The organism is uncultured Marinococcus sp. (genome assembly GCF_947493875.1).
In the GTDB taxonomy this organism is placed as follows: Bacteria; Bacillota; Bacilli; order Bacillales; family Marinococcaceae; genus Marinococcus.
On sequence record NZ_CANLSU010000004.1, the window covers coordinates 388,735 to 412,719 of the forward strand.

Here is a 23,985-nt window from a genome sequence, read left to right on the forward strand (position 1 = left end):
CTGTGAATCAATATAAAATCAGGGGGCGTAGGCAGTGAAAGAGGTATTACAAGAAGGAGAGAGAGTCGACCATACCCCTTCTAAAAAGCCTATTATTCAACATGAAAATGCTTTTGCGTTTTCCATTGACTCGGTGCTGCTTGCGTATTTTTGCTCTGTGCCGAAAACTGTTGGGAAGATTATCGACCTTGGCACCGGCAACGGGATCATCCCTCTGTTATTAACAGAGCGGAGCCGTGTTCCTGTGACAGGTATAGAAAGACAGCCGGAGCTGTGTGATATGGCGGTACGGACGATGGCCATGAATGAAGTGGACGGGCAGGTTACCGTTCAGCAGGCAGACGTACGGACGGTTCGTTCGAGGTATCACGGTGATCAGTGGTCGCTGGTGACGTGCAACCCTCCTTATTTTGATACCAGCCGGCTGGCAATGAAAAATAAGCATGAAAAGCTGGCAAACGCGCGCCACGAGGAGCACGGAAGCCTGGAGGAATTTGTCCGGGGCGCCGCATTTTTAGCCAAGCAGAAGGGAAAGGTGGCTATGGTTCTTCGTCCGGAAAGGCTTGCAGAGCTGCTTAGTTATTACCAGAAATACGGGATCGAGCCGAAGCGGATACAGTTTGTTCATCCAAAGGCAGAACGGGCGGCAAATATCGTGATGGTGGAGGGAATAAAGGCCGGCAGGCCCGGTTTGGAATGTCTTCCCGCGATTATTGTATATAACGCGGACGGTCAGTATACAGAGGAGTTTCAGGCGCACTATGGAACAAGGTAAGCATGCTGTCTATATACTGCAATGCCGGGACGGGAGCCTGTACACCGGCTATACAAACAATCTGCGAAAGCGGCTCGAAGCCCACAATGCAGGCCGGGGGGCGAAGTATACGAAGGGGAGGGGGCCTGTGAGGCTCGTTTATTTTCAGGACTTCCCTACAAAAGCAGAGGCGATGCGGGAGGAATACCGCATTAAGCAGCTGCCCCGCAGTCACAAACAACGGTTAATGAAGGAGGCACACGATGACCCAGCAGTTCAGCTTTCAAGCTACTGAAAATACCGGCATGCTCTATTTAGTGCCAACACCGATTGGGAATTTAGAGGATATTACCTTTCGGTCGGTCCGTATACTTCAGGAAGCGGAATATATTTTGGCCGAGGATACGAGACAGACAAAAAAGCTTACTCAGCACTATCAGATAGATACGCCTTTGGAGAGCTACCATGAGCATAACAAGCGCCAAAAGCAGGAGAAAATTCTGCAGTGGCTCACAGAGGGAAGACAGGTGGCGATGGTAAGTGATGCCGGCACGCCGCTGGTATCGGATCCGGGGGATGAACTTGTGCAGAAATGCATTGCGCACGGAATACCGGTAGTGCCGCTTCCGGGTGCAAGTGCTCTTCTGCCAGCTCTGACGGCATCCGGGCTCGGGGGCGGCGGCTTTTATTTTCATGGGTTTCTCCCGCGAAAGAAAAAAGACATACGCACGGTTTTGCACCAGCTTCCGTCAGGCGTACCAATCGTTTTGTATGAATCGCCGTACCGTCTGCTTGGGACCATCCACTTTCTATATGAAGAATGGGGGGACGTGCCGGCTGTCGTAGCTAGAGAATTAACGAAGAAATATGAAGAGTTTGTCCGTGGCACCCTGCTTGAAGCAGCTGCTGCTTTTGAAGACAGAGACATTAAAGGGGAGTGCGTATTAATTGTAGAGAAGCCTGTGTCGGATGAATCCGAAGAAGAGGACCATGGGCCGATGGAGGAGGAGGTCCGGAAATACGTGGAAGCGGGTGCTTCAAGCAAGGAAGCGATTAAAAAAACTGCCCAGCGCCGAAATGTTAAAAAGCAGGAAGTATACGCAGCTTACCACGGGTTAAATAAATCATAAAAAAAAGCCTTCCCCCAAAAGGAAAGGCTTTTTCGTGAACTTAAGCGTTCGATTTATGGTTTTGCACATAATCCTGAAGGTCTTTAATAATTGCTTCAGCACCTTCAGGGGAAAGAATAATTTTACCGTCAGCAAGGGATAAGTTATCATCCGACACTTCTCCGGTTACCTGGCAGGTCATGTTTGGTTTGTATTTTTTCAATACAATGCGGTCATGATCCACATAAATTTCAAGAGCGTCTTTCTCCTGGATTTCAAGTGTGCGGCGGAGTTCAATTGGAATAACTACGCGCCCTAATTCGTCAACCTTACGTACGATACCTGTTGATTTCATTGGTAGGTCCTCCTTAGATTTAGCTTTATTCGTCAAAATTCGACATTTTCTATCTGTAAGCTAACAATACCAATGTTTTCTAATACCGTCAACGAATTTGAATCATGGTTTCTGTGAAATTTAACAAAAATTTCAATCACACATACGCAAATAAATCATTTTATATGTCTATTTTTATATTAATTTTTAAAAAATAAAGTCTTAACCAATCCAATTATGTACAAAAACCATAAAAATTTATAATAGGAAAATATTTACTTAGGTAAAAACTGATTTTGTCGAATTGTCGAATGAAGATATTTTTGACGAAAAGGAAAAAAACACATAGTATATTAGTGTAGAAAATATTGGCCCGACGAATGGATGAGTATCTACAGAAGCCGGCACAGAGAACCGGGAATGCTGAAAACCGGTGCGGCGGAACTAGAGAATATGGTCCGGGAGGGCGTCCGTGTGAGCTGTAAGAGTAAAGACGGGCCGTCGGCGGCGTTAACGCTGAACTTCCGGGGGCCGGATGCGCCTGGAAATAAGCCGTTGTTTGTAAAAATAACGGAAATTTGGGTGGTACCACGTGAGCGTAGCTTTCGTCCCTTGGCGGACGGAGGCTTTTTTTATATTGGAAGAGACCTTACACACTTTGAAGGAGGACATAAACATGCCAGAAGAAAAGAACACGTTTTATTTAACGACACCAATTTATTATCCGAGTGGAAAGCTTCATATAGGACATGCGTATACGACAGTGGCCGGAGACGCTCTTGCCCGTTACAAGCGCCTGAGAGGCTACGATGTAAAGTACTTGACCGGAACAGATGAACACGGGCAGAAAATTGAAAGAAAGGCGGAGGAGAACGGGGTAAGCCCGCAGCAGTTCGTCGATGACGCCGCGCAGAACATCAAGCATCTGTGGGACAAATTAAATATTACCTACGATGATTTCATCCGTACAACCGAAGACCGCCACCGCGATGCTGTACAGATTATTTTTGAAAAGCTGAAAGAAAACGGGGACATCTATCTGAGTGAATACGAAGGCTGGTATTCGGTGCCGGACGAGACCTTTTATACAGAAACCCAGCTCGAGGATAAACAATACGACGGAGCAGGCAATGTCACCGCCGGCATCAGTCCGGAAAGCGGTCACCCGGTGGAGAAGGTACGGGAAAAATCGTATTTTTTCAAAATGAGCAAGTATGCGGACCGCCTGCTCCAGTTTTATAAAGATAACCCGGAATTTATCCAGCCGGAATCCCGTAAAAACGAAATGATTAATAACTTTATCAAACCGGGTCTCGGGGACTTGTCTATTTCAAGAACTACCTTTGAATGGGGCATCCCTGTCAAAAGCGACCCGGAGCACGTGGTATATGTATGGATTGACGCACTTAGCAACTACATTACTTCGCTCGGCTATACGACAGAGCACGACGAAGAATACCAAAAATACTGGCCGGCAGATGTGCATATTGTTGGCAAGGAAATCGTGCGTTTCCATACTATTTACTGGCCGATTATGCTGATGGCCCTCGATCTGCCGCTTCCAAAGAAGGTGTTCGGCCACGGATGGCTGTTAATGAAGGACGGAAAAATGTCGAAGTCCAAAGGCAACGTTGTTGATCCGATTCCGCTTGTCGACCGGTACGGTTTGGATGCTGTCCGCTACTATCTGCTCCGGGAAGTTCCGTTTGGCTCTGACGGGGTATTCACGCCGGAAGGATTTGTGGACCGGCTGAACTATGATCTCGCAAATGATCTGGGCAATCTTTTGAATCGTACTGTGGCGATGATTAACAAATATTTTGACGGCTCCGTCCCGGCCTATGTAAAGAATGCGACCCAGTATGATGCTTCGCTGCTTGAACTAATGGAGGCGACCGTCACAAAGGTAGAAAATGCGGTTGAAGAAATGGAGTTTTCGGTGGCTCTGACAGCCATCTGGCAGCTCATCAGCCGGACAAACAAATATATTGATGAAACGCAGCCGTGGATTCTGGCAAGAGATGAAAGCGAGCGGGAAGTGCTCGGCTCCGTGCTCTACCACCTGGCAGAATCTCTGCGGGTGATCAGCATACTGATTCAGCCGTTTATGACAGAAACGCCGAAGAGCATCTGGTCGCAGCTTGGGATAGATAAAGAAATTACAGGCTGGGAGACGACAAAATCCTTCGCCCATATAAAAGCAGGTACCCAAGTAGCCGGAAAGGCTGTACCCGTCTTTCCTCGTCTTCAGCAGGAGGAGGAAGTGAAGTATATTATTGAATCAATGGGCGGTACGGTAAAAGCGGAAGCAGAAGAGGAAGAGGAAACGGAAGAAAACGGTGAAATCACGATTGATGATTTTGGGAAGGTGGAACTGAAGGTAGCGGAAATCATTGACGCAGAACCAGTCAAAAAGGCTAATAAACTTCTTAAAATCCAGTTGGACGTGGGGGATGAGAAGCGTCAGGTCGTTTCAGGCATCGCAGAGCATTATACACCGGAGGATCTAAAAGGCCGGAAGGTGATCTGTGTGACCAATCTGAAAGCGGTGAAGCTGCGGGGAGAATGGTCGGAAGGAATGATTCTGGCAGCTTCTAAAGGAAAGGAACTTACGCTTGCTACTATTGATCAGGCTCTTCCGAACGGATCGGTCGTGAATTAAAGAAGGGACGAGAATGTAATGCTTTTTGATACACATGTTCATTTGAACGTAGAACAATTTGAAGGAGAAGTTGCAGAAACGATCGGACGGGCCAAAGAAGCCGGAGTCGAATACATGACGGTCGTCGGCTTTGACCGGGAGACGATTCCTAAAGCGATAGAATTGGCGGAAACGTATGATTTTATTTATGCAGCAGTTGGCTGGCATCCGGTTGACGCTGTCGACATGACTGATGAGGACCTGGACTGGCTTCAGGAACTCGCCGGCCATCCCCGCGTGGTTGCCCTCGGAGAAATGGGACTTGATTATCACTGGGACAAGTCTCCAAAGGATGTACAAAAAGATGTCTTCCGCCGGCAGATACACCTGGCAAAGAAAGTAAATATGCCAATCATTATTCATGACCGCGAGGCCCATGATGATATTGTCGACCTGCTCGAGGAAGAAAATGCGGGAGAAGTCGGTGGTATTATGCACTGCTTTGGCGGAACTGCCGAGACGGCGAAGCGCTGCATGGATATGAATTTTTATATTTCCTTTGGCGGCCCGGTAACGTTCAAAAACGCAAAGCTTCCTAAGGAAGTAAGCAGGGAAATCCCGATGGACCGGCTGCTGGTGGAAACCGACTGTCCATTTTTGGCGCCGCACCCTTACCGGGGCAAGCGAAACGAGCCGGCGTACGTAAAGCTGGTGGCTGAAAAAATCGCAGAACTGAAAGAAATTCCGTATGAGGAATTGGCTGAACAGACGACAAAAAATGCTAAACAGCTTTTTCGTCTGTAGACGATGAACAGGCCCGCTCTTTCCATGAAGAATGGAAAAGCGGGCTGTATCATAGCAAAAGACTAAATTGGCTTAGAAGGAAGGTAACCGTGCGTATTTATGAATGTATCGTAGTGGAGGGCAAGTCTGATACTGCAGCCGTCCGCAACGCGGTGGAGGCAGACACTATTGAAACAAACGGGTCGGCAGTAAGTGAGGAAGCGCTCCGCCGGATTGAACTGGCCAGGGAGCGAAGAGGAGTTATCATTCTGACTGACCCGGACGTGCCGGGCGAGAGAATCCGCCGGATTGTCAGCCGGCGTGTGCCTGGGTGCAAGCACGCTTTTTTAACAAAGGGAAAAGCTTACGGAAGCCCGGGCCAGAGTCTGGGCGTAGAGCATGCTTCTGCAGAAACGATCCGGGAAGCTTTAAGGCACGTGCGCAGCGAAAAAGAGCATCCGGAAGTGACAGCAGCAGTAACAAGGCAGGACCTTTTGGAGCTCGGCCTGTTCGCCGGAAGCGGCTCAAGAGATAAACGTGCCCGTCTTGGGGAAATACTGAACATTGGCTATGCTAATGGAAAGCAGTTTTTGAAAAGACTGGAAATGTTTCAGATCAGTCAGGCTGAATTCGCTGCGGCATATGAACAATTATTGGAAGAGGAGGAGAAGGCGTGAAGGATATAGCAACCCCGGGGCGGACAAAGGATATATTGGAAAGACACGGATTTGCGTTTAAAAAAAGCCTGGGACAAAATTTCTTAATCGATGCAAACATTTTAACGCGCATTGCAGAAGCAGCGGGCATAGGGCCGGAGGACGGTGTCATAGAGGTAGGACCCGGCATCGGAGCGCTCACAGAGCATCTCGCAAAACAGGCGGGGCAGGTGGAAGCATTCGAAATCGACCAGCGCCTGCTTCCGATTCTTGAAGAAACGATGGCCCCTTATCCGCATGTCCGGGTACACCACCGCGACATTCTGCAGGTGGAGCTTGGGGCTTTTATTCGTGAACAGATGAGTGAATGCCGAAGCATATCCGTCGTAGGAAATCTTCCGTATTACGTTACAACTCCCATCCTGATGGCAGTGCTTGAACAGAGGCTGCCGATTAAAAACATTGTGATTATGCTGCAAAAAGAAGTGGCAGAGCGAATGGCGGCCGTGCCTGGCACAAAAGCCTACGGGTCCTTATCCATAGCGGTGCAATACTTTGCGGAAACAGAGAAGGTGATGACCGTTCCTAAAACCGTTTTTATTCCGCAGCCGCGAGTCGATTCGCTGATTCTACGTTTGAGAAAACGTTCCGCTCCGCCGGTGCACACAGTGAACGAGGAATTCTTCTTCCGTCTGGTGCGGGCGTCGTTTGTCCAACGCAGAAAAACCCTGTGGAACAATTTGCTTCACCAGCTCGCTGGGCCGGAGGGTAAAGAAAGACTGCTGCATGCGTTTTGGCAGACCGGCATCGATCCTGCGAGACGCGGGGAAACGCTTTCTATGGAGGAATTCGCTCTATTAGCCAACGAACTTGCTCCTTTTTATCAAGAATTTTAAGACATTCCGAAAAAGAAGATTTAGTAATTGACATTCAAATTAAAGAATTGTTATAATAAAAAATTTTTGACAACTAACCCGGGTTATGTTAACATGGTTTTTAGTGAGGTGGGTTAGACAATGGGAAAAACATTGGTGGAGATTAAAGAAGCGTTGGATCTAAAAGTAGGTAAACGAGTTACGGTAATTGCTAATGGCGGACGCAAGAAAACCGTCGAACGTTCCGGGTATTTAGAAGAAACATATCCTTCCGTCTTTATTGTCAAACTGGACAGAGCCCAGCATCCTGTCGAACGTCTTTCTTACAGCTATACAGATGTACTCACCCAGACAGTCAAACTGTATCTAACGGAAGAAGAAGAGCTTCAGGCTTAACTAACACATACGAATGCAGTCCCCGGACAGCATACAGGCTTTCTGCGCTAAGCAGGAAGCTTTTTTCGTGTTTAAAATCATGTTGAAAAAAGGACGACGAAACGCGCGCGAAAGCCTGGTTTCCGAATCTGCGCGCACCTGCGGCAGGAGAGGGAAGCTTTTCCTGCTGTACATGCTGCTGTTTTTCAACTAAAATGTTAGAAGGTTGAAAGTGCGGTAAACGTGGAGGAAGATGAGAGAAGGAGAATGATGGTGAAGTTATCAAAAAAGGCTCCGGCGAAAATAAATCTGACGCTCGACGTTTTAGGTAAACGGGCAGATGGCTATCATGAAGTGAAAATGGTGATGGCCCAGGTGGATTTGGCTGATCGTCTGGAGTTTGAGCGAAGAAAAGATGGAAAAATTGTCGTGCAAATGTCAGAAGGCTTTCTTCCGGAAGACCATAGAAACCTGGCTTACCAGGCTGCAAAGCTGTTAAAGGATAAATACCGGATTGCATACGGCGTATCGATCTTCATACATAAAAATATCCCTGTCGCTGCCGGGCTTGCCGGTGGCAGCAGTGATGCCGCAGCTACGCTGCGGGGAGTGAATGAGCTGTGGGAAATCGGTGAGGACATGGATGAACTGGCGGAAATCGGGGCGCTGATAGGCTCAGATGTCTCTTTTTGTGTCCACGGCGGAACGGCGATCGCCACTGGCCGGGGGGAGCAAATTGAACACATTGACCCGCCTCCGTCCTGCTGGGTAATTTTAGCTAAACCTCCTACAGGCGTTTCCACCGGGGAGATTTACCGCAGAATTGATGCGTCGAAAAAACGCCGGGAGATGACACCTGCGATGGTCGAGGCGATTCGGAGTAACAATTATGAACAATTGTGCCGCTCTTTATCCAATACCCTTGAAGAAGTAACTCTGCCTCTGTACCCCGAGGTGGGCCAGATTAAAGCCCGCATGCTCGATTCCGGTGTGGATGCTGCGCTGATGAGCGGCAGCGGTCCTACCGTTTTCGGGCTGGTGGATAAGGAAAGTAAAGTAAGCCGTGTGTATAATGCGTTGCGTGGTTTCTGCTCCCAAGTGTACGCGGTTCGTCTGTTGAACAACCGAAACGCTTGATAAAATCCGTATGAAAATGGTATATTCTTGCTAAATATTCGGATTTTACGGAGGTAAGCATGAAAAAATTGAAAAGAAGCGGCCGATTGGTTGATATGACCAATTTTTTGCTGCAGCATCCACATGAACTTATCTCTCTTGGTTATTTTACGGAGAGGTATGATTCCGCCAAATCCTCGGTAAGTGAAGATTTGACTATCATTAAAGAAATTTTTGAAACACAGGGCGTTGGTGCACTGCGTACGGTGGCAGGCGCTAGCGGCGGCGTGCGATATGTACCGAAAGTGGAAAAAAGCACTGCAGAATTGTTTGTCGAAGAGCTGTGTGAAAAGCTCGAAAACAAAGAACGGCTGCTGCCTGGAGGATATTTATATATGATGGATATCCTTGGGCGTCCGCGCACGATGAACGAAGTGGGAAAAATGTTTGCTTCTGTTTTTGCGGACCGGCAGATTGATGCGATTGTCACCGTGGCTATGAAGGGCATTCCGCTTGGACACGCAATTGGTACATACCTTGACGTACCTGTAAGCATTGTGCGGAGAGACCACCGGGTTACAGAAGGATCGACGGTGAGCATCAATTACGTATCGGGTTCATCGAGACGTATTCAGACGATGTCCTTGGCGCGGAGGAGCCTGCCGGAAGGATCCAACGTCCTTGTAGTGGACGATTTCATGAAAGCAGGCGGTACGGTGAGCGGTATGATAGAGCTGCTGCAGGAGTTCCGGGCAAACGTAGCGGGTATTGGAGTGCTCGTAGAAGCTGAAGGCGCCGGAGAGCGGCTGGTGGATGATTATGTAAGCATTGCAAGAGTGGAAGAGGTAAACGAAAAGACGAAAAATATCCGTGTAGTTCCCGGCAATTTTCTAACAAAGCTGGAAAAGGAGAGATCAAGATGAAGGAAGTATATACTAATCAGGCTCCAGAGGCCATTGGCCCATATTCACAGGGTATAAAGGTAAATAATGTATTTTATAGCTCCGGCCAGATCCCTTTGACCACGGCGGGCGAAATTGTCAGCGGCGGCGTTGAAGAGCAGACCCATCAGGTTTTTCAAAACCTGCAGGCAGTGCTCGCTGAAGCCGGTTCCTCGCTGAATCACGTTATTAAGGCAACAGTATTCATTAAAGATATGGATGAGTTTCCGGTTATTAATGAAGTGTATGGGTCTTACTTTCAGGAGCATCAGCCGGCCCGTTCATGTGTCGAAGTGGCCCGTCTTCCTAAGGATGTAAAAGTGGAAATTGAAGTCATTGCTTTATTGGCTCCATAAAAACAGTACTCTGTGCTGCCTGTGCAAATGGCAGCCGGGGTGCTGTTTTTTTACGATATGGGTAGAAAAAAGCAGGTGACAGGCCGATAAGAAGAATAGAGGAAGGATTTTTTAAAGACAGGACTTTTAGCTCGAGTAAAAAGATGTGGTAACATACATAAAACATCGTTATACTGAATACATGTTTATATACTTCAAAACCAAATATATCTACAGGCGATTTTTTGCCTGGGGAGGACTTTACCAAATAATATAGAAACTAATAATCAGCCTCTTTACGTTTTGTGCGGCAGAGGAGATACATATAGAGGAGAGAGTTAATAAATCAAAGGTGGTGAAAATATGCAGGTAACAGATGTCAGGCTGCGCCGGGTAAATACTGATGGACGAATGAGAGCAATTGCGTCGATTACATTCGATGAAGAATTTGTGGTCCATGATATTCGGGTCATTGATGGAAATAACGGTCTCTTTGTTGCTATGCCGAGTAAACGCACCCCTGATGGGGAATTCCGTGATATTGCCCATCCTATTTCGTCAGCAGCGAGAGAGAAGATCCAGGCTGCTGTATTGGCAGAATATGACGAACAGGAAGAACAGCCCGCAGAAAAAAATTATAACGAAGCCGGCGCTTCGTAATATCATATGTATCAGGGCAGCGATAACGGTCTCAAGGAGGCCGTTATTTATTTTTGGCTGTAAACGAAATCAGGTGGATAGGAAAACGTTCATTATGTAGAATAGGTAATAGTGTATTCTTGAAAACCGAAAGCTTTTAAGATATTATTCTTAATGGACAAAAATGCGCATATGGAGGAACCTACATGAACAATCGCTATGCCGTTATTTTAGCTGCCGGAAAAGGCACCCGCATGAAATCCAGCCTCTATAAAGTACTTCACCCTGTCTGCGGAAAACCGATGGTGGAGCACGTAGTGGACGAACTCGAAGACGCCGGTGTCGATCAATTAGTGACGGTGACCGGCCACGGGGCAGAAGCTGTCGAAGAGCATTTAAAGGAGCGTACTTCTTATGTGCTTCAGGAGGAGCAGCTTGGCACGGCTCATGCTGTAATGCAGACGAGGCAGATGCTAGAGGGCAAAAAGGGGACGACCATCGTTGCGTGTGGAGATACTCCATTGATCCAGGGGAGCACGATGCAGGCGCTGATGGATCACCACGAACAAATGGAAGCAAAAGCAAGCATTCTGACAGCCGTAGCAGACGACCCTGCCGGTTACGGCCGGGTCGTCCGGGGCAGCAGTGGAGAAGTGGTCAGGATCGTTGAACATAAGGATGCAGACGAAGCAGAAAAAAGCATCCGGGAAATTAATACGGGGACCTACTGCTTTGATAATGAAGCATTGTTTCATGCCCTCAGCCAGGTGGATAACAATAATGTTCAAGGTGAATATTACCTTCCTGATGTCATTGGTATCCTTCAGGAGGAGGGGGAAACCGTATCTGCCTGGACCACTCCGGACTTTTCTGAGACAATCGGGGTGAACGATCGCGTGGCCTTATCCCAGGCTGAAAAAGCCATGAAGCGCCGCATCAATGAGCATTGGATGCGGCAGGGAGTAACCATTATCGATCCGGAGAATACTTACATCTCCAAAGAATCTGTGATCGGCGCTGATACAGTCATTGAGCCGGGCACTATTCTCCGCGGCAGTGTGCATGTAGGAACCTCCTGCCAGCTCGGCCCGCATTCAGAAATCAGCAATGCTGTCATCGGCAGCGAAACAGTGGTTCGTCAGTCGACAGTGACAGACAGCGAGGTAGGAAACTCCGTACAAATCGGCCCCTATGCCCATATCCGGCCGGCGTCATCGATCGGTGATGAAGCCAAAATCGGAAATTTTGTTGAAATTAAAAAAGCATCCATCGGACAGGGAAGCAAAACATCCCACCTAAGCTACATCGGAGACGCAGAGGTAGGAAAAAATGTGAATATCGGCTGTGGCTCCATTACTGTTAATTACGACGGTATGGATAAGCATTTAACGAAAATTGAAGATAACGTGTTCATCGGATGCAACTCCAATCTTGTAGCGCCGGTAAACGTTGGGAAAGGCGCTTACGTAGCAGCAGGTTCCACTATTACTTCGGATGTTCCGGAGGATGCGCTCTCTATTGCGAGATCAAGACAGACGAATAAAGAAAACTATGTAAGCGAAAAATTAAATGCAGGTAAAAAGCAAAACAAGTGACGGAGGGAATTAAAAAATGTCCACGATGGATCGCTCCAATTTGAAAGTATTCACCCTGAACTCGAATCCAAGGCTGGCAGAGGAAATTGTTGAACAGATCGGTACAACAATGGGACTCAGCTCTGTAAAACGATTCAGTGACGGAGAAGTGCAGATAAACATTGAAGAAAGTATCCGCGGCTGCGATGTCTTTTTGGTGCAGTCGACTTCAGACCCGGCCAATGAGCATCTCATGGAGCTTTTGATTATGATCGATGCGATGAAGCGGGCTTCGGCAAAAACAATCAGCGTTGTCCTCCCTTATTACGGGTACGCACGCCAGGACCGTAAGGCACGGGCAAGAGAACCAATTACAGCCAAGCTGATTGCCAATCTGCTGGAAACAGCTGGAGCGACCAGGATTTTGAGCCTGGATCTGCACGCGACGCAAATTCAGGGATTCTTCGATATTCCGGTGGATCAGCTGCAGGGAGAACCTATTTTGTCCCGTCACTTCAACGAAAAGGGCCTGGAGGATCTCGTTATTGTATCGCCTGACCACGGAGGCGTGGTGCGCGCACGCAGAATGGCAGACCGCTTAAAGGCTCCTATTGCGATCATTGATAAGCGTCGGCCGCGTCCAAACGTTTCAGAGGTCATGAATATCGTCGGTGACGTAGAGGGCAAAACGGCCATCATTATTGATGATATTATTGATACCGCCGGTACGATCACTCTCGCAGCGGATGCGTTAATCGATTCGGGGGCAAACCATGTGTACGCATGCTGCACCCACCCGGTACTCTCCGGCCCGGCGATAGAAAGAATCGAAAATTCAAAGATTGAAGAGCTTGTAGTAACAAATTCCATCGTGCTTCCGGAAGAGAAAAATATTGATAAAATAACGCAGCTTTCCGTCGGCCCGCTTATGGCTAAAGCAATTATTAATGTCTTTGAGCAGACGTCGGTCAGCCGTTTGTTTAATTAATCTACAAGAAAATCAATGGTTTGAATAAGCCATTGATTTTTGATGTGGATTCTGGTATAATTCTGTCTCAAGTGGGCAAAATTACGCGAACACGTGAAAATAAAATTTAATTATGAGGTGAATACCATGGCTACGCAGTTAACTGCAGCACGTCGTCCTGAAACAAAACAGTCAGTGACGAAAAAACTCCGCAGAGAGGGCACAATTCCAGCCGTTATTTATGGCAAGAAAACGGAAAGCCAGCCTATCTCTGTCGACAATGTTACATTCCTGAAAACGATTCGTGAGGCCGGAAAGAACGGCATCATTGATCTGAGTATTGAAGGCGAAAACAAAAAGCACCAGGTCATCGTGCATGATATGCAGGTTGACTCCATCAAGGATTACTTCATTCATGTTGACTTCTTTGAAGTAGACATGACCTCCGAAATGGAAGCAGACGTTGCTGTAAGCCTCGAAGGCGAAGCGCCGGGGGAAAAAGACGGCGGCGTTGTCTCCCACATGATGTTCAATATTACTGTCAGCGCACTGCCTGCTGAAATTCCTGAGAGTATCAGCGTGGACATTTCGACATTGAACGTCGGCGACTCCATTCAGGTGGCAGACCTTCCAGAAGGTTTAAACTACACGATTACGAGTGAACCGGAAGAAACGATTGTTACTGTTCTTGTACCGGAAGAAGAGCCGGAAGAGCCAGGTGAAGAAGAAGCAGAAGAGCCTGAGCTTGTAGATGCGGACGAAGAATCCGAAGAAGGTTCTGAAGAAGGCAGCAACGACAACAACAATTCATAATTTCTGCACCAAAGCTGACGGAGGGCGTACCCTCCGTCATAAATAAAGATCGCAGGCGACGCTGCTTGACAGGCGCCCTGCGATCTTTATTTATGCTATGCTGTTAAGCTGAAATATCTTAAAATAAAACAAGCGCCGTAATCGTTTCAAACGTCAAAAAGCATTTTTTTTAGTACAATAAAAAGAAGCAGCCTGAACATTATACGTACGAGGCAGAGCGGGGGACCAGCATGAAATTTATTGTCGGGTTAGGCAACCCGGGGAAAAAATATAACAAGACACGCCATAACGTTGGATTTGAAGCTGTGGAAGAGCTCGCTTCCATGTGGCAGCTGTCATGGAAAAAGAGCAAGTGGAGGAGCGAAACTGCCGAAATAATGGCAGGGGGCGAAAAAGTGATACTGGTAAAGCCTTTGACTTATATGAATCTTTCAGGAGAAGCAGTAGGCCCGATGCTTGATTTCTATAAAGCGTCCCCGGAAGACGTTTTAGCGGTGTATGATGATCTGGATCTGGCTCCCGGCACGGTACGTCTGCGTAAAAAAGGCGGCCACGGCGGCCATAACGGCATACGCTCGTTGATTGAACATTTGGGTACAAAGGAGTTCAAACGGCTGCGCATTGGGATTGGAAAGCCGGAGAAGGCGTCTGTGATTGACTACGTCCTTGGCACCTTTCCACCGGAAGAGAGAAAGCAGATGAATGAGGCCGTTAAAAAGGCAGCAGCCTCGGCGGAAGCATGGAGCAGTAAATCATTTGATGAAGTGATGAATGAGTTTAATTAATAGAAGGACGGGGTGGGACTGGAGGGTTCCGCTCCCCTTTTGCGTGATAAAAATAGAGATCGCCATAAATAGGGAGGAACGAGCATGAAGGGTTTACCATCGATATTGGCCTCCAACCCGGAGATCAGTGAAGTTATCAGCGATCTCCAAAACGGGGTTCCAGAGCAGTTGATTTCAGGACTCAGCGGATCGGCAAGAACGTTATTTATGACGCTTGCCCAGGAGAAGACGCAACAGCCTCAGCTGGTAGTGACGCACACGCTGTATCAGGCGCAGAAGCTGTACGATGATCTGTTGGAATGGTCGGAGAAGGACGTATTAATATATCCGGTCAATGAGCTTATTTCTGCTGAAATTGCGGTAGCGAGCCCGGAAATGAGGTCACAGCGAATTGAAGTGCTGGATCGTCTGGTCAGAGGCTTTGACGGAATTATTGTAAGCCCGGTGGCCGGCCTGCGACGCCTGCTGCCTCCACCTGCTATTTGGGAAGCGGCCCAGTGGCCGCTGCATACCGGTGACGATCTTGACCTGGATGCGTTCCAGCAGTTTCTCTATGCTTCCGGCTATCAGAGGGCTGATATGGTGGCTGCTCCCGGGGAATTCAGCATCCGCGGCGGCATTATCGACATATACTCGCTGACGGCGGACAACCCGGTGCGGCTGGAGCTGTTTGATACTGAAGTTGATTCTCTGCGTTTATTTAATCCGGAGGACCAGCGGACAATTGAGCAGATTACTAAGGTCAATATCAGCCCTGCCCAGGAAACGATTCTTTACCCGGAGCAGTTTCAGCGCGCTGCCTCTCACCTTGAGGATGGACTGAGCAAAACGCTGAAAACGGTCAAGGACGAGACCGTAAAACAGAAGGTGCAGGAGCGCCTGTCGGAAGAACGGGAGCAGCTGCTGCAGCACGTGCGTTTTCAAAGTCTGTACAAATATATGCAGTTTTTCTATGAAAAGCCGGCTACCCTGAGCAATTATTTTTCCCGGGAAACGATCTTTTTTATCGATGAAGTAAGCCGGGTACAGGAAACAGCAGAACGGCTGGATGAAGAAGAGGCAGAGTGGCGGACAAACATGGTGGAGCAGGGAGAGCTGCCGGTAGAAATGCAGCTTTCGGTCCCTTTCCACACGCTGATGAAAAACATCGATTTTCCGAAGGTGCTTTTTTCATTATTTACCCGTAGTTTATCCGAGTTTCATCCGCGCCGGGTGGCGAACGTCACGAGCAAGGCAATGCAGCAGTTTCACGGTCAGCTGCCGGTACTGAAAAATGAAATTGAACGCTGGCAGAATGGCGGATTTCGTATCGTTTTTGCCGCTGAAACAAAGGACCGGCTCGAGCGGCTGCAGAGAATTCTTGATGATTACGGAGTAGAGGCAGAACGGGCAGACAAGGGCGGGCCGTTTACGCCGGGACGTCCTGCTATCGTGCAGGGTCGTCTCGACAGCGGATTTGAACTGCCGCTGGAGAAGCTTGCCGTTATTACAGAGCAGGAGACGTTTACAAAGCAGGTACGCCGCTCAAGACGCCGCGAAAAGCTGAACAATGCTGAGCGCATCAAAAGCTATTCGGAGCTGCAGGTGGGAGACCTGGTCGTTCATGTAAACCACGGCATCGGAAAATACCTGGGAATGGAAACCCTGGACGTTGGAGGAGTGCACCAGGACTTCCTAAACGTTTCCTATGCGGGCAACGACAAACTGTATGTGCCGGTCGAGCAGATTGATCAGGTTCAAAAGTACGTGGGGTCAGAAGAAAAGGATCCTAAAATTTATAAACTCGGCGGCAATGACTGGAAGCGTGTAAAACGCAAAGTACAGTCCTCGGTGGAAGATATTGCCGACGACCTGATCAAGCTGTATGCGGAACGGGAGGCTGCGAAAGGGCACGCCTTTAACCGGTATGCGATGGAAGAGCAGGCGTTTGCTGCCAGCTTCCCTTATCAGGAAACGGAGGATCAGATAAAAGCAATTGAAGAAATCCGTGAAGACATGGAACGCGAACGTCCGATGGACCGGCTGTTGTGTGGGGATGTTGGCTACGGAAAAACCGAGGTGGCAATACGGGCGGCGTTCAAGGCAGTGATGGACGGCAAGCAGGTGGCCATTTTGGTGCCGACAACGATTCTGGCCCAGCAGCATTTCGACACGCTCACAGAGCGTTTTGCCGACCAGCCGATCAACATTGGTTTAATGAGCCGGTTCCGGACGAAAAAGCAGCAGAATGAAACGACCCGTGGACTGAAGGCAGGAAGCGTCGATATTGTGATCGGCACGCACCGTGTGCTTTCCAAGGACGTACAGTTTCATGATCTGGGGCTGCTGATTGTCGACGAAGAGCAGCGGTTTGGAGTTACTCATAAAGAGAAAATCAAACGACTCAAGGCAAATATTGATGTATTAACACTGACGGCAACGCCGATTCCAAGAACGCTGCACATGTCGATGCTTGGCGTTCGCGATCTTTCTGTCATCGAAACTCCGCCGGAAAACCGCTTTCCGGTCCAGACATATGTGATGGAATATAATCCGACGCTGGTCAAAGAAGCCATAGAACGTGAAATCAGCCGCGGCGGCCAGGTGTATTTTATGCATAACCGGGTGGATAATATCAGCCGGATGGCTGACCAGATTTCAATGCTTGTGCCGGAGGCAGAGGTCGCTTACGCTCACGGGCAGATGAATGAGCAGGAGCTCGAATCGGTTATGGTAGAGTTTCTGGAGGGCAACAAAGACGTACTGGTTACGACGACGATTATAGAAACAGGGGTCGATATCCCGAACGTGAATACGCTTATTATTAACAACGCTGACCGGATGGGACTGTCCCAGCTGTATCAGATACGCGGCCGGGTCGGCAGGTCCAACCGCGTAGCGTATTCGTATTTTACGTACCAGCGCGACAAGGTGCTTTCTGAGGTGGCGGAAAAGCGGCTGCAGGCGATCAAGGAATTTACGGAGCTTGGCTCGGGCTTTAAGATCGCCATGAGAGATCTTTCCATCCGTGGAACAGGTAATCTGCTCGGCGCAGAGCAGCACGGCTACATTGAATCCGTGGGATTTGATTTATACTCGCAGATGCTTAAAGAAGCTATTGAAGAACGTAAGGGAGACCAGCCGAAGCAGCAGGAGCCGGAAATGGAAATGAACATGAAAGCAGACGCCTACATCCCTGATTTTTATATTGATGACTCTAAACAGAAAATAGAGATGTATAAACGCTTCCGGGGGCTTGAAACGCTTGAGGATATGCAAGATCTGCAGAGTGAAATGATGGATCGCTTCGGGGCGTACCCGGTGGAAGTGGAAAAGCTGTTTATTCTCAGCAATATTCGTCTGCGTGCGGAAGCTTCCGGAGTGGAGTCCATTTCCCAGGAAGCGAACAAAACCGTTATTCTGGTAGGCGAAAAAGCAAGCAGTGAGGCAGATGGCGCTTCGCTGTTCGGACTAGTCAATGAACTGGGTCGTCATATCGGTATCGGGACCAGCGGGAAAAAGATTCAGATATCAGTGCAGCACCAGCGGCTCGAGGAAATGAAAATTCTCACTTCTGTGCAGGCGGTTGTCAAAGGCGTGCAGGAAGCAAAAAAAGAGCCGGAGGAAACAACGTCCCCGAAATAAAGCGGGCGGATAGAAGGGATCGAAGATGACAAATGACACAAGCTCTTTCGCCCGTTTGCTAAAAAGCGTTTCCCTGCTGACAGCGGCTGCCCTTATAGGGAAAGTATTCAGCGCTGTTTACCGGATTCCGTATCAGAATATGACCGGAGATATTGGGTATTATGTTTATCAGCAGGTGTACCCGTTTTACGGTATAGCGATGATTCTTGCTCTTTACGGTTTTCCGGCTGTGCTGGCTGGGGAAATGGTACAGCAGAAAAAAGCATCCGAACGGCTGGAAACGATGAAAGCGGCTGGAGTGGTGCTGGCAGCTGCAGGAGCTTTGGCTTTTGTGTTTCTGTTTCTTTTTGCTCCAGTGGCAGCCGGTGCCATGGGGGACGGGAAGCTTACGCCGGTGCTGCGTGTGGCTTCATTCGTATTTCTTCTCGTGCCTGTGCTTTCGCTTGGACGCGGATATTACCAGGGGAGGGGAAGAATGGAGCCGACCGCTTTATCGCATGTAGTGGAGCAGGTCTGCCGGGTAAGCTTTATTCTCTTATTTGCCTGGGCGGCAGTGTCGGCTGGACAGGGAGTGTATGACATAGGAGCCGGGGCTATGGGAGCGTCCATAGCAGGTGCCGGTGCCGGGGCGTTGATTCTGCTGCTTCTCTGGTGGTCTCAGCACCGTAGTAAATCGCTGTCTTTTCGTTTTCGGGGAGCCGGGCAAGAGTATAAAATAATGATGAAAAAACTGCTGGTACCAGGAGTGGTTGCCTGTCTCGGTGCCATGGTGTTTTTATTTTATCAATGGATTGATGCGTTTACTGTAGTTCCCGGCCTTGAGGCGTATGGTATTTCCGGGCGGGATGCAAAAGAAACGAAGGGGGTTCTGGACAGGGCTCAGCCGCTTCTCCAGTTTGGTACAGTAGTATCTACCGCGCTTGCAGCGGCTGTACTTCCTTCTCTGCAGGGAAAGGAAGGAGTTGTCCTTGGCGGGCTTGCTCTTCGGATCAGTCTGGTTATCGGCGGAGCGGCGGCTGTAGGGCTGTATACAGTAGCTGGCTTTGTGAATGTGATGCTGTTTGAAAACAGCAGAGGGACAGATCTTATGGCTGTGCTCGCTATTTCACTTCTGTTCAGCGGCTGGATTGTAACTGCAAACGCGATCCTCCAGGGGGGAGGGCGTGTCCGGATGGCTGCCGGATCGATAGTGGCCGGAGGCCTCATAAAGCTTGTCGGGAACGTAGTGCTTATCCCGGCCTTTGGAGCAATTGGTGCAGCAGCGGCGACGATCATAGGTCTTGCTGTTACAAGCCTTCTTCAGGGGGCACTCCTGCAGAAGCACCGGCTGGTTTCCTGGCCTTCCATCAGGTGGTGCGCATGCCTGGGGGCTCTGCTAGTCCTGCTTGGAGCTGGACTATGGGTGCTGCAGCTGCCTGCCGGCAGCGTGGATGCACGGACGGTCGCTGGCATGTGGGCCCTTGGCCTCTCCGGTGCCGGCTTGGTACTTTGTCTTGCCCTTGTCAAAGGCTTAAGACTTTTCGAACGCCGGGAGTGGAACATATTTTCCGCAGGCGGAAACAAGAATGAAAAGAGAGGGACTTCCTAATGAATAGTGCAGATATGCGACCAATTATTACCGTTTTAGGGCTCGGGGCAGGGGACGCCGGACAGCTTCCCCTGAACGTTTACCGTCGTCTCCGCTCAGCCTCCTCTCTGTATTTGCGTACCGGGGAGCATCCGGTAGTCAGAGAGCTGCTGGATGAGCTGCCGGAGTATAAAACATTTGACCGGATTTACGAACAGACAAATTCGTTTGAAGAGGCATATGGATTAATGACAAAAGAGCTGTTGGAAGCTTCCAAAGCCCACGGAGAAATTTGTTATGCCGTTCCGGGTCATCCACTAGTGGCAGAAATGGTGGTGCAGCAGCTGCTTGAAGCGGAAAATGCCGGAAAATGCCGGGTGGATATCATAGGGGGGCAAAGCTTTTTAGACCCTGTGTTTGCAGCCCTGCGCCTGGATCCAAGTGAAGGCTTTCAGCTATTGGATGCGACGGCACTGAAAAGAGAAGAGGTTCAGGTCTCCACTCACCTGCTGCTTACCCAGGTGTATGACCGTATGACAGCTTCGGAGGTGAAGCTGACGCTGATGGAGCTGTACCCGGAAGAGCACACGGTGCACATGATTTCCGGAGCGGGGACTGGGGCAGAACGGCTGCAGGAGCTTCCGCTGTACGAGCTTGACCGCGAAGAATTTGTCGATAATCTAATGTCAGTCTATGTACCGCCGCTTCCATTTTCGGCCCGTTTCGGTGATTGGGACAAATTGCGAAGCATTATCGCCGCCCTCCGTGCGCCGGATGGATGCCCGTGGGACAGAAAACAGACGCACGAGTCGCTGAAAAGATATCTGCTTGAAGAAACCTACGAAGTATTAAGTGCCATCGATGCGCAGGACGACGACAACCTTCAGGAAGAGCTGGGAGATATTTTACTTCAGGTGATGCTTCATGCTCAAATCGGGGAAGAAGAAGGCTTTTTCACCATTGATGATGTGGTAGAATCAGTAACAGAAAAAATGATCCGTCGCCACCCGCACGTATTCGCGGATTCAGCAGCGGCTACACCGGAAGAAGTAAACACGCAGTGGGAACAGATTAAACAAGCTGAAAAAGGCAAAGATGGCGAAGAAGATTCTCTACTGGCGGATATTCCCCAGGCAATGCCGGCACTCATGAGAGCCTATGAGATCCAGAAAAAGGCAGCGAAGGCCGGGTTCGACTGGGGTGATGATGCCCCGATGTGGGAGAAGCTCCATGAAGAAATAGAAGAATGGAAAGCAGAGCTTCAGGCAGGAAACGAACAAAAATGCTCAAAAGAATTTGGGGATATTTTATTTGTGCTCGTTAATCTCGCCCGCTTCTTTCGGGTGCATCCGGAGGAAGCGCTGGAACAGACGAACCAGAAATTTTTCCATCGTTTTGCCTACATTGAACGGAGAATGAAGGAAGAAAACCGGCACTGGAAGGAAGAGAACTTTCTGCAGACAGCGGAATCGTGGTGGCAGGAAGCGAAGAAGGAGGAACTGTAACGTTGAGAATAGATAAGTTTTTAAAGGTGTCCCGGCTGATTAAGCGGAGAACCCTGGCAAAGGAAGTAGCTGCTCAGGGACGCATTACGGTAAACGGCAATCAGGCGAAGGCTGGAACGGAAGTAAAGCCTGGAGACGAAATCATCGTACGCTTTGCTTCGAAGACATTAAAGCTAAGAGTGGAAGCCATTAAGGATACAACGAAAAAAGACGAAGCAGAGTCGATGTATACACTGATGGAAGAAGAAAGCAAATAACACGAACGGCCGTTCCTTTTTGGGGCGGCTTTATTATTTAGGATGGAAGAAAATCTGCGAAAATAGAAAAAATAAAGCGAAAAACTGTAATAAAGAGGAAAAACCGTGTTGAAACTCTTTCGCTGCTCCGTTATGATTAACATAACTAAAATCGTAAACGCTTTATAAAGCGCGTGTTTTACAACAAAGCTTGCAGAGACGAGCGAAGGAGGAGCTCTTGATTGATTGAGGAAAAGAAAAAAGTAACAAACATTCATCGACCGCACTCCCACCAGCCGACACAGACAGATGCCCGTAAAGAAGCCACAGAGAAAAAGCAGCGCCGTGGGTTGAAAAAAAGAATGACGGCTTTAACTGTTGTTACTGCCTTTATTGTCATATTGATGGGAATCACTTTATTTTCCCAGTGGCAGACAATTGCAGCCAACAATGAAGAGCAGCAGCAGCTGGAAGAGCAGATGGTGAACCTTGAGGATAAAGAAGCAGACTTAAATCAGCAGGTGGAGGATTACAACGACCTTGATTACATAGCGGAAGTTGCCCGGGAAGAATATTATTTAACCAAAGAAGGGGAAACGCTTTATAAACTTCCGGAAAGCGATTCATCTAATTGACATTGTTTTTTGGCTTCGAGTATAATTACTTGGACACAGAGAAATTGAAAACGTGAGGCGTTTCTATTTCTTTTGCACTAATCTCTTTTTATATTTCATATAGGATCCATAAGGAGGAGCATTTTTTAGATGGCAATTGAAGTGGGCAGCAAGATACAGGGCAAGGTTACCGGCATTACGAAGTTTGGTGCTTTTGTAGAAGTGGAGCCGGGAAAAACAGGTCTCGTTCACATTAGTGAAGTTGCGGATAAATACGTCGAAAACATCAGTGATTTTCTGTCCGTCGGGGATGAAGTGACAGTAAAAGTGATGAAGGTAGAGGATGATGGAAAAATCGGACTCTCTATCCGTAAGGCGCAGGACCGTCCTCAGGAAGAACGCCCGAAAAGCAGCGGCAGCGGCCGTCCAAAAAGCGGGGGAGACCGGCCCCGCGGAGGATCGAAACCTCCGCAGCAGCGTCCGGCAAGCTTTGAAGACAAAATGAGCAGCTTCATGAAAGACAGTGAAGAACGCCTGGCCACTATCCGTAAGCATACAGAGAAACGGGGAAAAAAATCCCGCAAGTAATGCCGAAAGCTTCCAACCCTGGAGAGAGCCTGCCAGCGCACGGCAGGCTCTCTTTGTTTGGGGAAATGCTTCAGCTGAAATTAATTTCATGTCCCATATTGACTTTTAATATAAAAACAATTTATAATCGTGAATGTCGCAATAAATGGCGGTGTAGCTCAGCTGGCTAGAGCGTACGGTTCATACCCGTAAGGTCGGGGGTTCGATCCCCTCCGCCGCTACCAAATTATAACTTGAATGCTTCCACTGCTGATTCGGGCAGTGGTTTTATTTTGTGCCAATTAATTAAAGCGGTTTCACTGCTGAAAACTACTTTTGTTCCGCTGGCGAGTATTCTATACTTTAACGGAAAGCACGTTTACATATTAATTGAGGAAGGGCGGGGAGGCACGTGGAAAAAGCAGATGACATTATGGCCATGTGTCTGCATGCAGGACAGCTTATGCTTCGTTACGGTTCAGAAACATTCCGGATAGAGGACACAATGAGAAGAATGGGGCAGGCTGCCGGAATGGAGCAGGTGAACACCTTTGTGACGACAACAGCTATCTTTTTGTCGTTTAAATCGCCTGTAGACCAGCGTGATCATATACAAATGCTCCGAATCGAGGAACGCTATCAGGATTTAAGTAAAGTAACTTCAGTCAATCAGCTGTCGAGAGAGTATGTGAGCGGTCTTCTTACTTCAAGGGAAGTAAAGAAGCAGTTAAAAGAAATAGAAGAAGCACCAATGAATTATCCGGTATGGTTCATTTACCTGGCTTCTGGTATCGGCGGGGGTGCTTTTTCATATTTGATTGGATCGAGCTTCATGGATATGCTGCCGGCAGCGCTTGGCGGACTTGTGACAGCGGTGGCGCTTGTACGCTACCAAATGAGACTGAAAGTAAAGTTTTTCTCGGAATTTCTGGCATCATTTACAGGTGCTCTGGTGGCTATGCTGATGGTGCAGATGGGACTTGTGATGAATACCAACCAGGTCATTATCGGCACGATTATTCCTCTTGTGCCAGGCGTGCCGCTGACGAATGCGGTGCGTGATTTAATGTCGGGAGATTTAGTGGCAGGAGTGGCCAGGGGAGCCGAAGCTGCCGTCTCAAGCATGTCTATAGCAGGCGGTGTGGCAGTGGCGCTCACAATTTTTTTCGTATAGA

Annotated in this window: 25 protein-coding genes and 1 tRNA gene; 25 read left to right on the forward strand and 1 reads right to left on the reverse strand. The window is 48.6% G+C overall.

Translation table 11 applies throughout. From position 1 onward, the window contains the following. Positions 1 to 34 precede the first annotated feature (34 nt). The 3 genes from Q0757_RS10230 to rsmI are packed head-to-tail and all read left to right on the forward strand — an operon-like array spanning position 35 to position 1,884. Entirely contained in the window at positions 35 to 775 is a 741-nt protein-coding gene (locus Q0757_RS10230) for a tRNA1(Val) (adenine(37)-N6)-methyltransferase (RefSeq protein ID WP_298786920.1), read from the forward strand. Then, positions 762 to 1,049, forward strand: a complete 288-nt coding sequence (locus Q0757_RS10235; RefSeq protein ID WP_298786922.1) for a GIY-YIG nuclease family protein — start codon at positions 762 to 764, stop codon at positions 1,047 to 1,049. Before Q0757_RS10230 ends, Q0757_RS10235 begins: the two co-directional genes overlap by 14 nt. Next, positions 1,018 to 1,884: a 16S rRNA (cytidine(1402)-2'-O)-methyltransferase gene (gene rsmI, locus Q0757_RS10240; protein WP_298786924.1), complete on the forward strand. Its 867-nt coding sequence runs from the start codon at positions 1,018 to 1,020 to the stop codon at positions 1,882 to 1,884. The genes Q0757_RS10235 and rsmI overlap by 32 nt, the downstream gene beginning before the upstream one ends. Before the next feature lie 40 nt (positions 1,885 to 1,924). On the opposite strand, the gene Q0757_RS10245 is transcribed toward rsmI, so the two are convergent. Then, on the reverse strand, positions 1,925 to 2,218 hold the full coding sequence (locus Q0757_RS10245; RefSeq protein ID WP_022792877.1) for an AbrB/MazE/SpoVT family DNA-binding domain-containing protein: 294 nt from the start codon (positions 2,216 to 2,218) through the stop codon (positions 1,925 to 1,927). A gap of 655 nt (positions 2,219 to 2,873) precedes the next feature. Between Q0757_RS10245 and metG the strand changes: the two genes are divergently transcribed. The 22 genes from metG (at position 2,874) to Q0757_RS10355 (ending at position 23,984) form a co-directional block, all read left to right on the forward strand. Next, positions 2,874 to 4,859, forward strand: a complete 1,986-nt coding sequence (gene metG, locus Q0757_RS10250; protein ID WP_298786926.1) for a methionine--tRNA ligase — start codon at positions 2,874 to 2,876, stop codon at positions 4,857 to 4,859. Positions 4,860 to 4,877: 18 nt separating this feature from the next. Beyond that, positions 4,878 to 5,642 (forward strand): TatD family hydrolase, encoded by a 765-nt coding sequence (locus Q0757_RS10255; protein WP_298786928.1) that lies wholly within the window; start codon positions 4,878 to 4,880, stop codon positions 5,640 to 5,642. Between the two features lie 89 nt (positions 5,643 to 5,731). Continuing rightward, on the forward strand, positions 5,732 to 6,298 hold the full coding sequence (gene rnmV / locus Q0757_RS10260; protein ID WP_298786930.1) for a ribonuclease M5: 567 nt from the start codon (positions 5,732 to 5,734) through the stop codon (positions 6,296 to 6,298). Further along, positions 6,295 to 7,173 carry a 16S rRNA (adenine(1518)-N(6)/adenine(1519)-N(6))-dimethyltransferase RsmA gene (gene rsmA / locus Q0757_RS10265; RefSeq protein WP_298786931.1) on the forward strand — a complete coding sequence of 293 codons (879 nt, stop codon included), beginning with the start codon at positions 6,295 to 6,297 and terminating at the stop codon, positions 7,171 to 7,173. The genes rnmV and rsmA overlap by 4 nt, the downstream gene beginning before the upstream one ends. A 120-nt stretch (positions 7,174 to 7,293) precedes the next feature. Further along, positions 7,294 to 7,548: a Veg family protein gene (locus Q0757_RS10270; RefSeq protein WP_022792872.1), complete on the forward strand. Its 255-nt coding sequence runs from the start codon at positions 7,294 to 7,296 to the stop codon at positions 7,546 to 7,548. A gap of 13 nt (positions 7,549 to 7,561) precedes the next feature. After that, positions 7,562 to 7,741 carry a hypothetical protein gene (locus tag Q0757_RS10275; protein ID WP_298786935.1) on the forward strand — a complete coding sequence of 60 codons (180 nt, stop codon included), beginning with the start codon at positions 7,562 to 7,564 and terminating at the stop codon, positions 7,739 to 7,741. 59 nt (positions 7,742 to 7,800) lie between these two features. Continuing rightward, positions 7,801 to 8,664: a 4-(cytidine 5'-diphospho)-2-C-methyl-D-erythritol kinase gene (gene ispE / locus Q0757_RS10280; RefSeq protein WP_298786937.1), complete on the forward strand. Its 864-nt coding sequence runs from the start codon at positions 7,801 to 7,803 to the stop codon at positions 8,662 to 8,664. 59 nt (positions 8,665 to 8,723) lie between these two features. Next, positions 8,724 to 9,566, forward strand: a complete 843-nt coding sequence (gene purR, locus Q0757_RS10285) for a pur operon repressor (RefSeq protein ID WP_298786939.1) — start codon at positions 8,724 to 8,726, stop codon at positions 9,564 to 9,566. After that, positions 9,563 to 9,940, forward strand: coding sequence for a RidA family protein (locus Q0757_RS10290; RefSeq protein WP_298786941.1), 378 nt, complete (start codon positions 9,563 to 9,565; stop codon positions 9,938 to 9,940). The genes purR and Q0757_RS10290 overlap by 4 nt, the downstream gene beginning before the upstream one ends. A 342-nt stretch (positions 9,941 to 10,282) precedes the next feature. Beyond that, on the forward strand, positions 10,283 to 10,579 hold the full coding sequence (gene spoVG / locus Q0757_RS10295; RefSeq protein WP_298786943.1) for a septation regulator SpoVG: 297 nt from the start codon (positions 10,283 to 10,285) through the stop codon (positions 10,577 to 10,579). A 185-nt stretch (positions 10,580 to 10,764) separates the two neighbouring features. Further along, positions 10,765 to 12,153: a bifunctional UDP-N-acetylglucosamine diphosphorylase/glucosamine-1-phosphate N-acetyltransferase GlmU gene (glmU, locus tag Q0757_RS10300; protein ID WP_298786944.1), complete on the forward strand. Its 1,389-nt coding sequence runs from the start codon at positions 10,765 to 10,767 to the stop codon at positions 12,151 to 12,153. A gap of 16 nt (positions 12,154 to 12,169) precedes the next feature. Next, complete coding sequence (locus tag Q0757_RS10305; protein ID WP_298786946.1) at positions 12,170 to 13,120, forward strand: ribose-phosphate diphosphokinase; 951 nt, start codon at positions 12,170 to 12,172, stop codon at positions 13,118 to 13,120. Positions 13,121 to 13,246: 126 nt separating this feature from the next. After that, complete coding sequence (locus Q0757_RS10310; protein ID WP_298786948.1) at positions 13,247 to 13,912, forward strand: 50S ribosomal protein L25/general stress protein Ctc; 666 nt, start codon at positions 13,247 to 13,249, stop codon at positions 13,910 to 13,912. A 230-nt stretch (positions 13,913 to 14,142) separates the two neighbouring features. Next, positions 14,143 to 14,697 carry an aminoacyl-tRNA hydrolase gene (pth, locus tag Q0757_RS10315; protein WP_298786950.1) on the forward strand — a complete coding sequence of 185 codons (555 nt, stop codon included), beginning with the start codon at positions 14,143 to 14,145 and terminating at the stop codon, positions 14,695 to 14,697. 84 nt (positions 14,698 to 14,781) lie between these two features. Beyond that, positions 14,782 to 18,321, forward strand: a complete 3,540-nt coding sequence (mfd, locus tag Q0757_RS10320; protein WP_298786952.1) for a transcription-repair coupling factor — start codon at positions 14,782 to 14,784, stop codon at positions 18,319 to 18,321. Positions 18,322 to 18,346: 25 nt separating this feature from the next. Beyond that, positions 18,347 to 19,909: a polysaccharide biosynthesis protein gene (locus tag Q0757_RS10325; protein ID WP_298786954.1), complete on the forward strand. Its 1,563-nt coding sequence runs from the start codon at positions 18,347 to 18,349 to the stop codon at positions 19,907 to 19,909. Next, positions 19,909 to 21,393, forward strand: coding sequence for a nucleoside triphosphate pyrophosphohydrolase (mazG, locus tag Q0757_RS10330; protein WP_298786956.1), 1,485 nt, complete (start codon positions 19,909 to 19,911; stop codon positions 21,391 to 21,393). Before Q0757_RS10325 ends, mazG begins: the two co-directional genes overlap by 1 nt. 2 nt (positions 21,394 to 21,395) lie before the next feature. Beyond that, positions 21,396 to 21,650, forward strand: coding sequence for an RNA-binding S4 domain-containing protein (locus Q0757_RS10335; RefSeq protein WP_091615012.1), 255 nt, complete (start codon positions 21,396 to 21,398; stop codon positions 21,648 to 21,650). Between the two features lie 221 nt (positions 21,651 to 21,871). Further along, positions 21,872 to 22,264, forward strand: coding sequence for a septum formation initiator family protein (locus Q0757_RS10340; protein ID WP_298786959.1), 393 nt, complete (start codon positions 21,872 to 21,874; stop codon positions 22,262 to 22,264). A 129-nt stretch (positions 22,265 to 22,393) separates the two neighbouring features. Further along, the gene (locus tag Q0757_RS10345) at positions 22,394 to 22,831 is read left to right on the forward strand and encodes a S1 domain-containing RNA-binding protein (RefSeq protein ID WP_298786961.1); all 438 of its coding nucleotides are present in this window, start codon (positions 22,394 to 22,396) and stop codon (positions 22,829 to 22,831) included. 147 nt (positions 22,832 to 22,978) lie between these two features. Continuing rightward, positions 22,979 to 23,055: transfer RNA gene (locus Q0757_RS10350), tRNA-Met, on the forward strand. A 167-nt stretch (positions 23,056 to 23,222) separates the two neighbouring features. Next, positions 23,223 to 23,984, forward strand: coding sequence for a threonine/serine exporter family protein (locus tag Q0757_RS10355; protein ID WP_298786963.1), 762 nt, complete (start codon positions 23,223 to 23,225; stop codon positions 23,982 to 23,984). Position 23,985 lies beyond the last annotated feature (1 nt).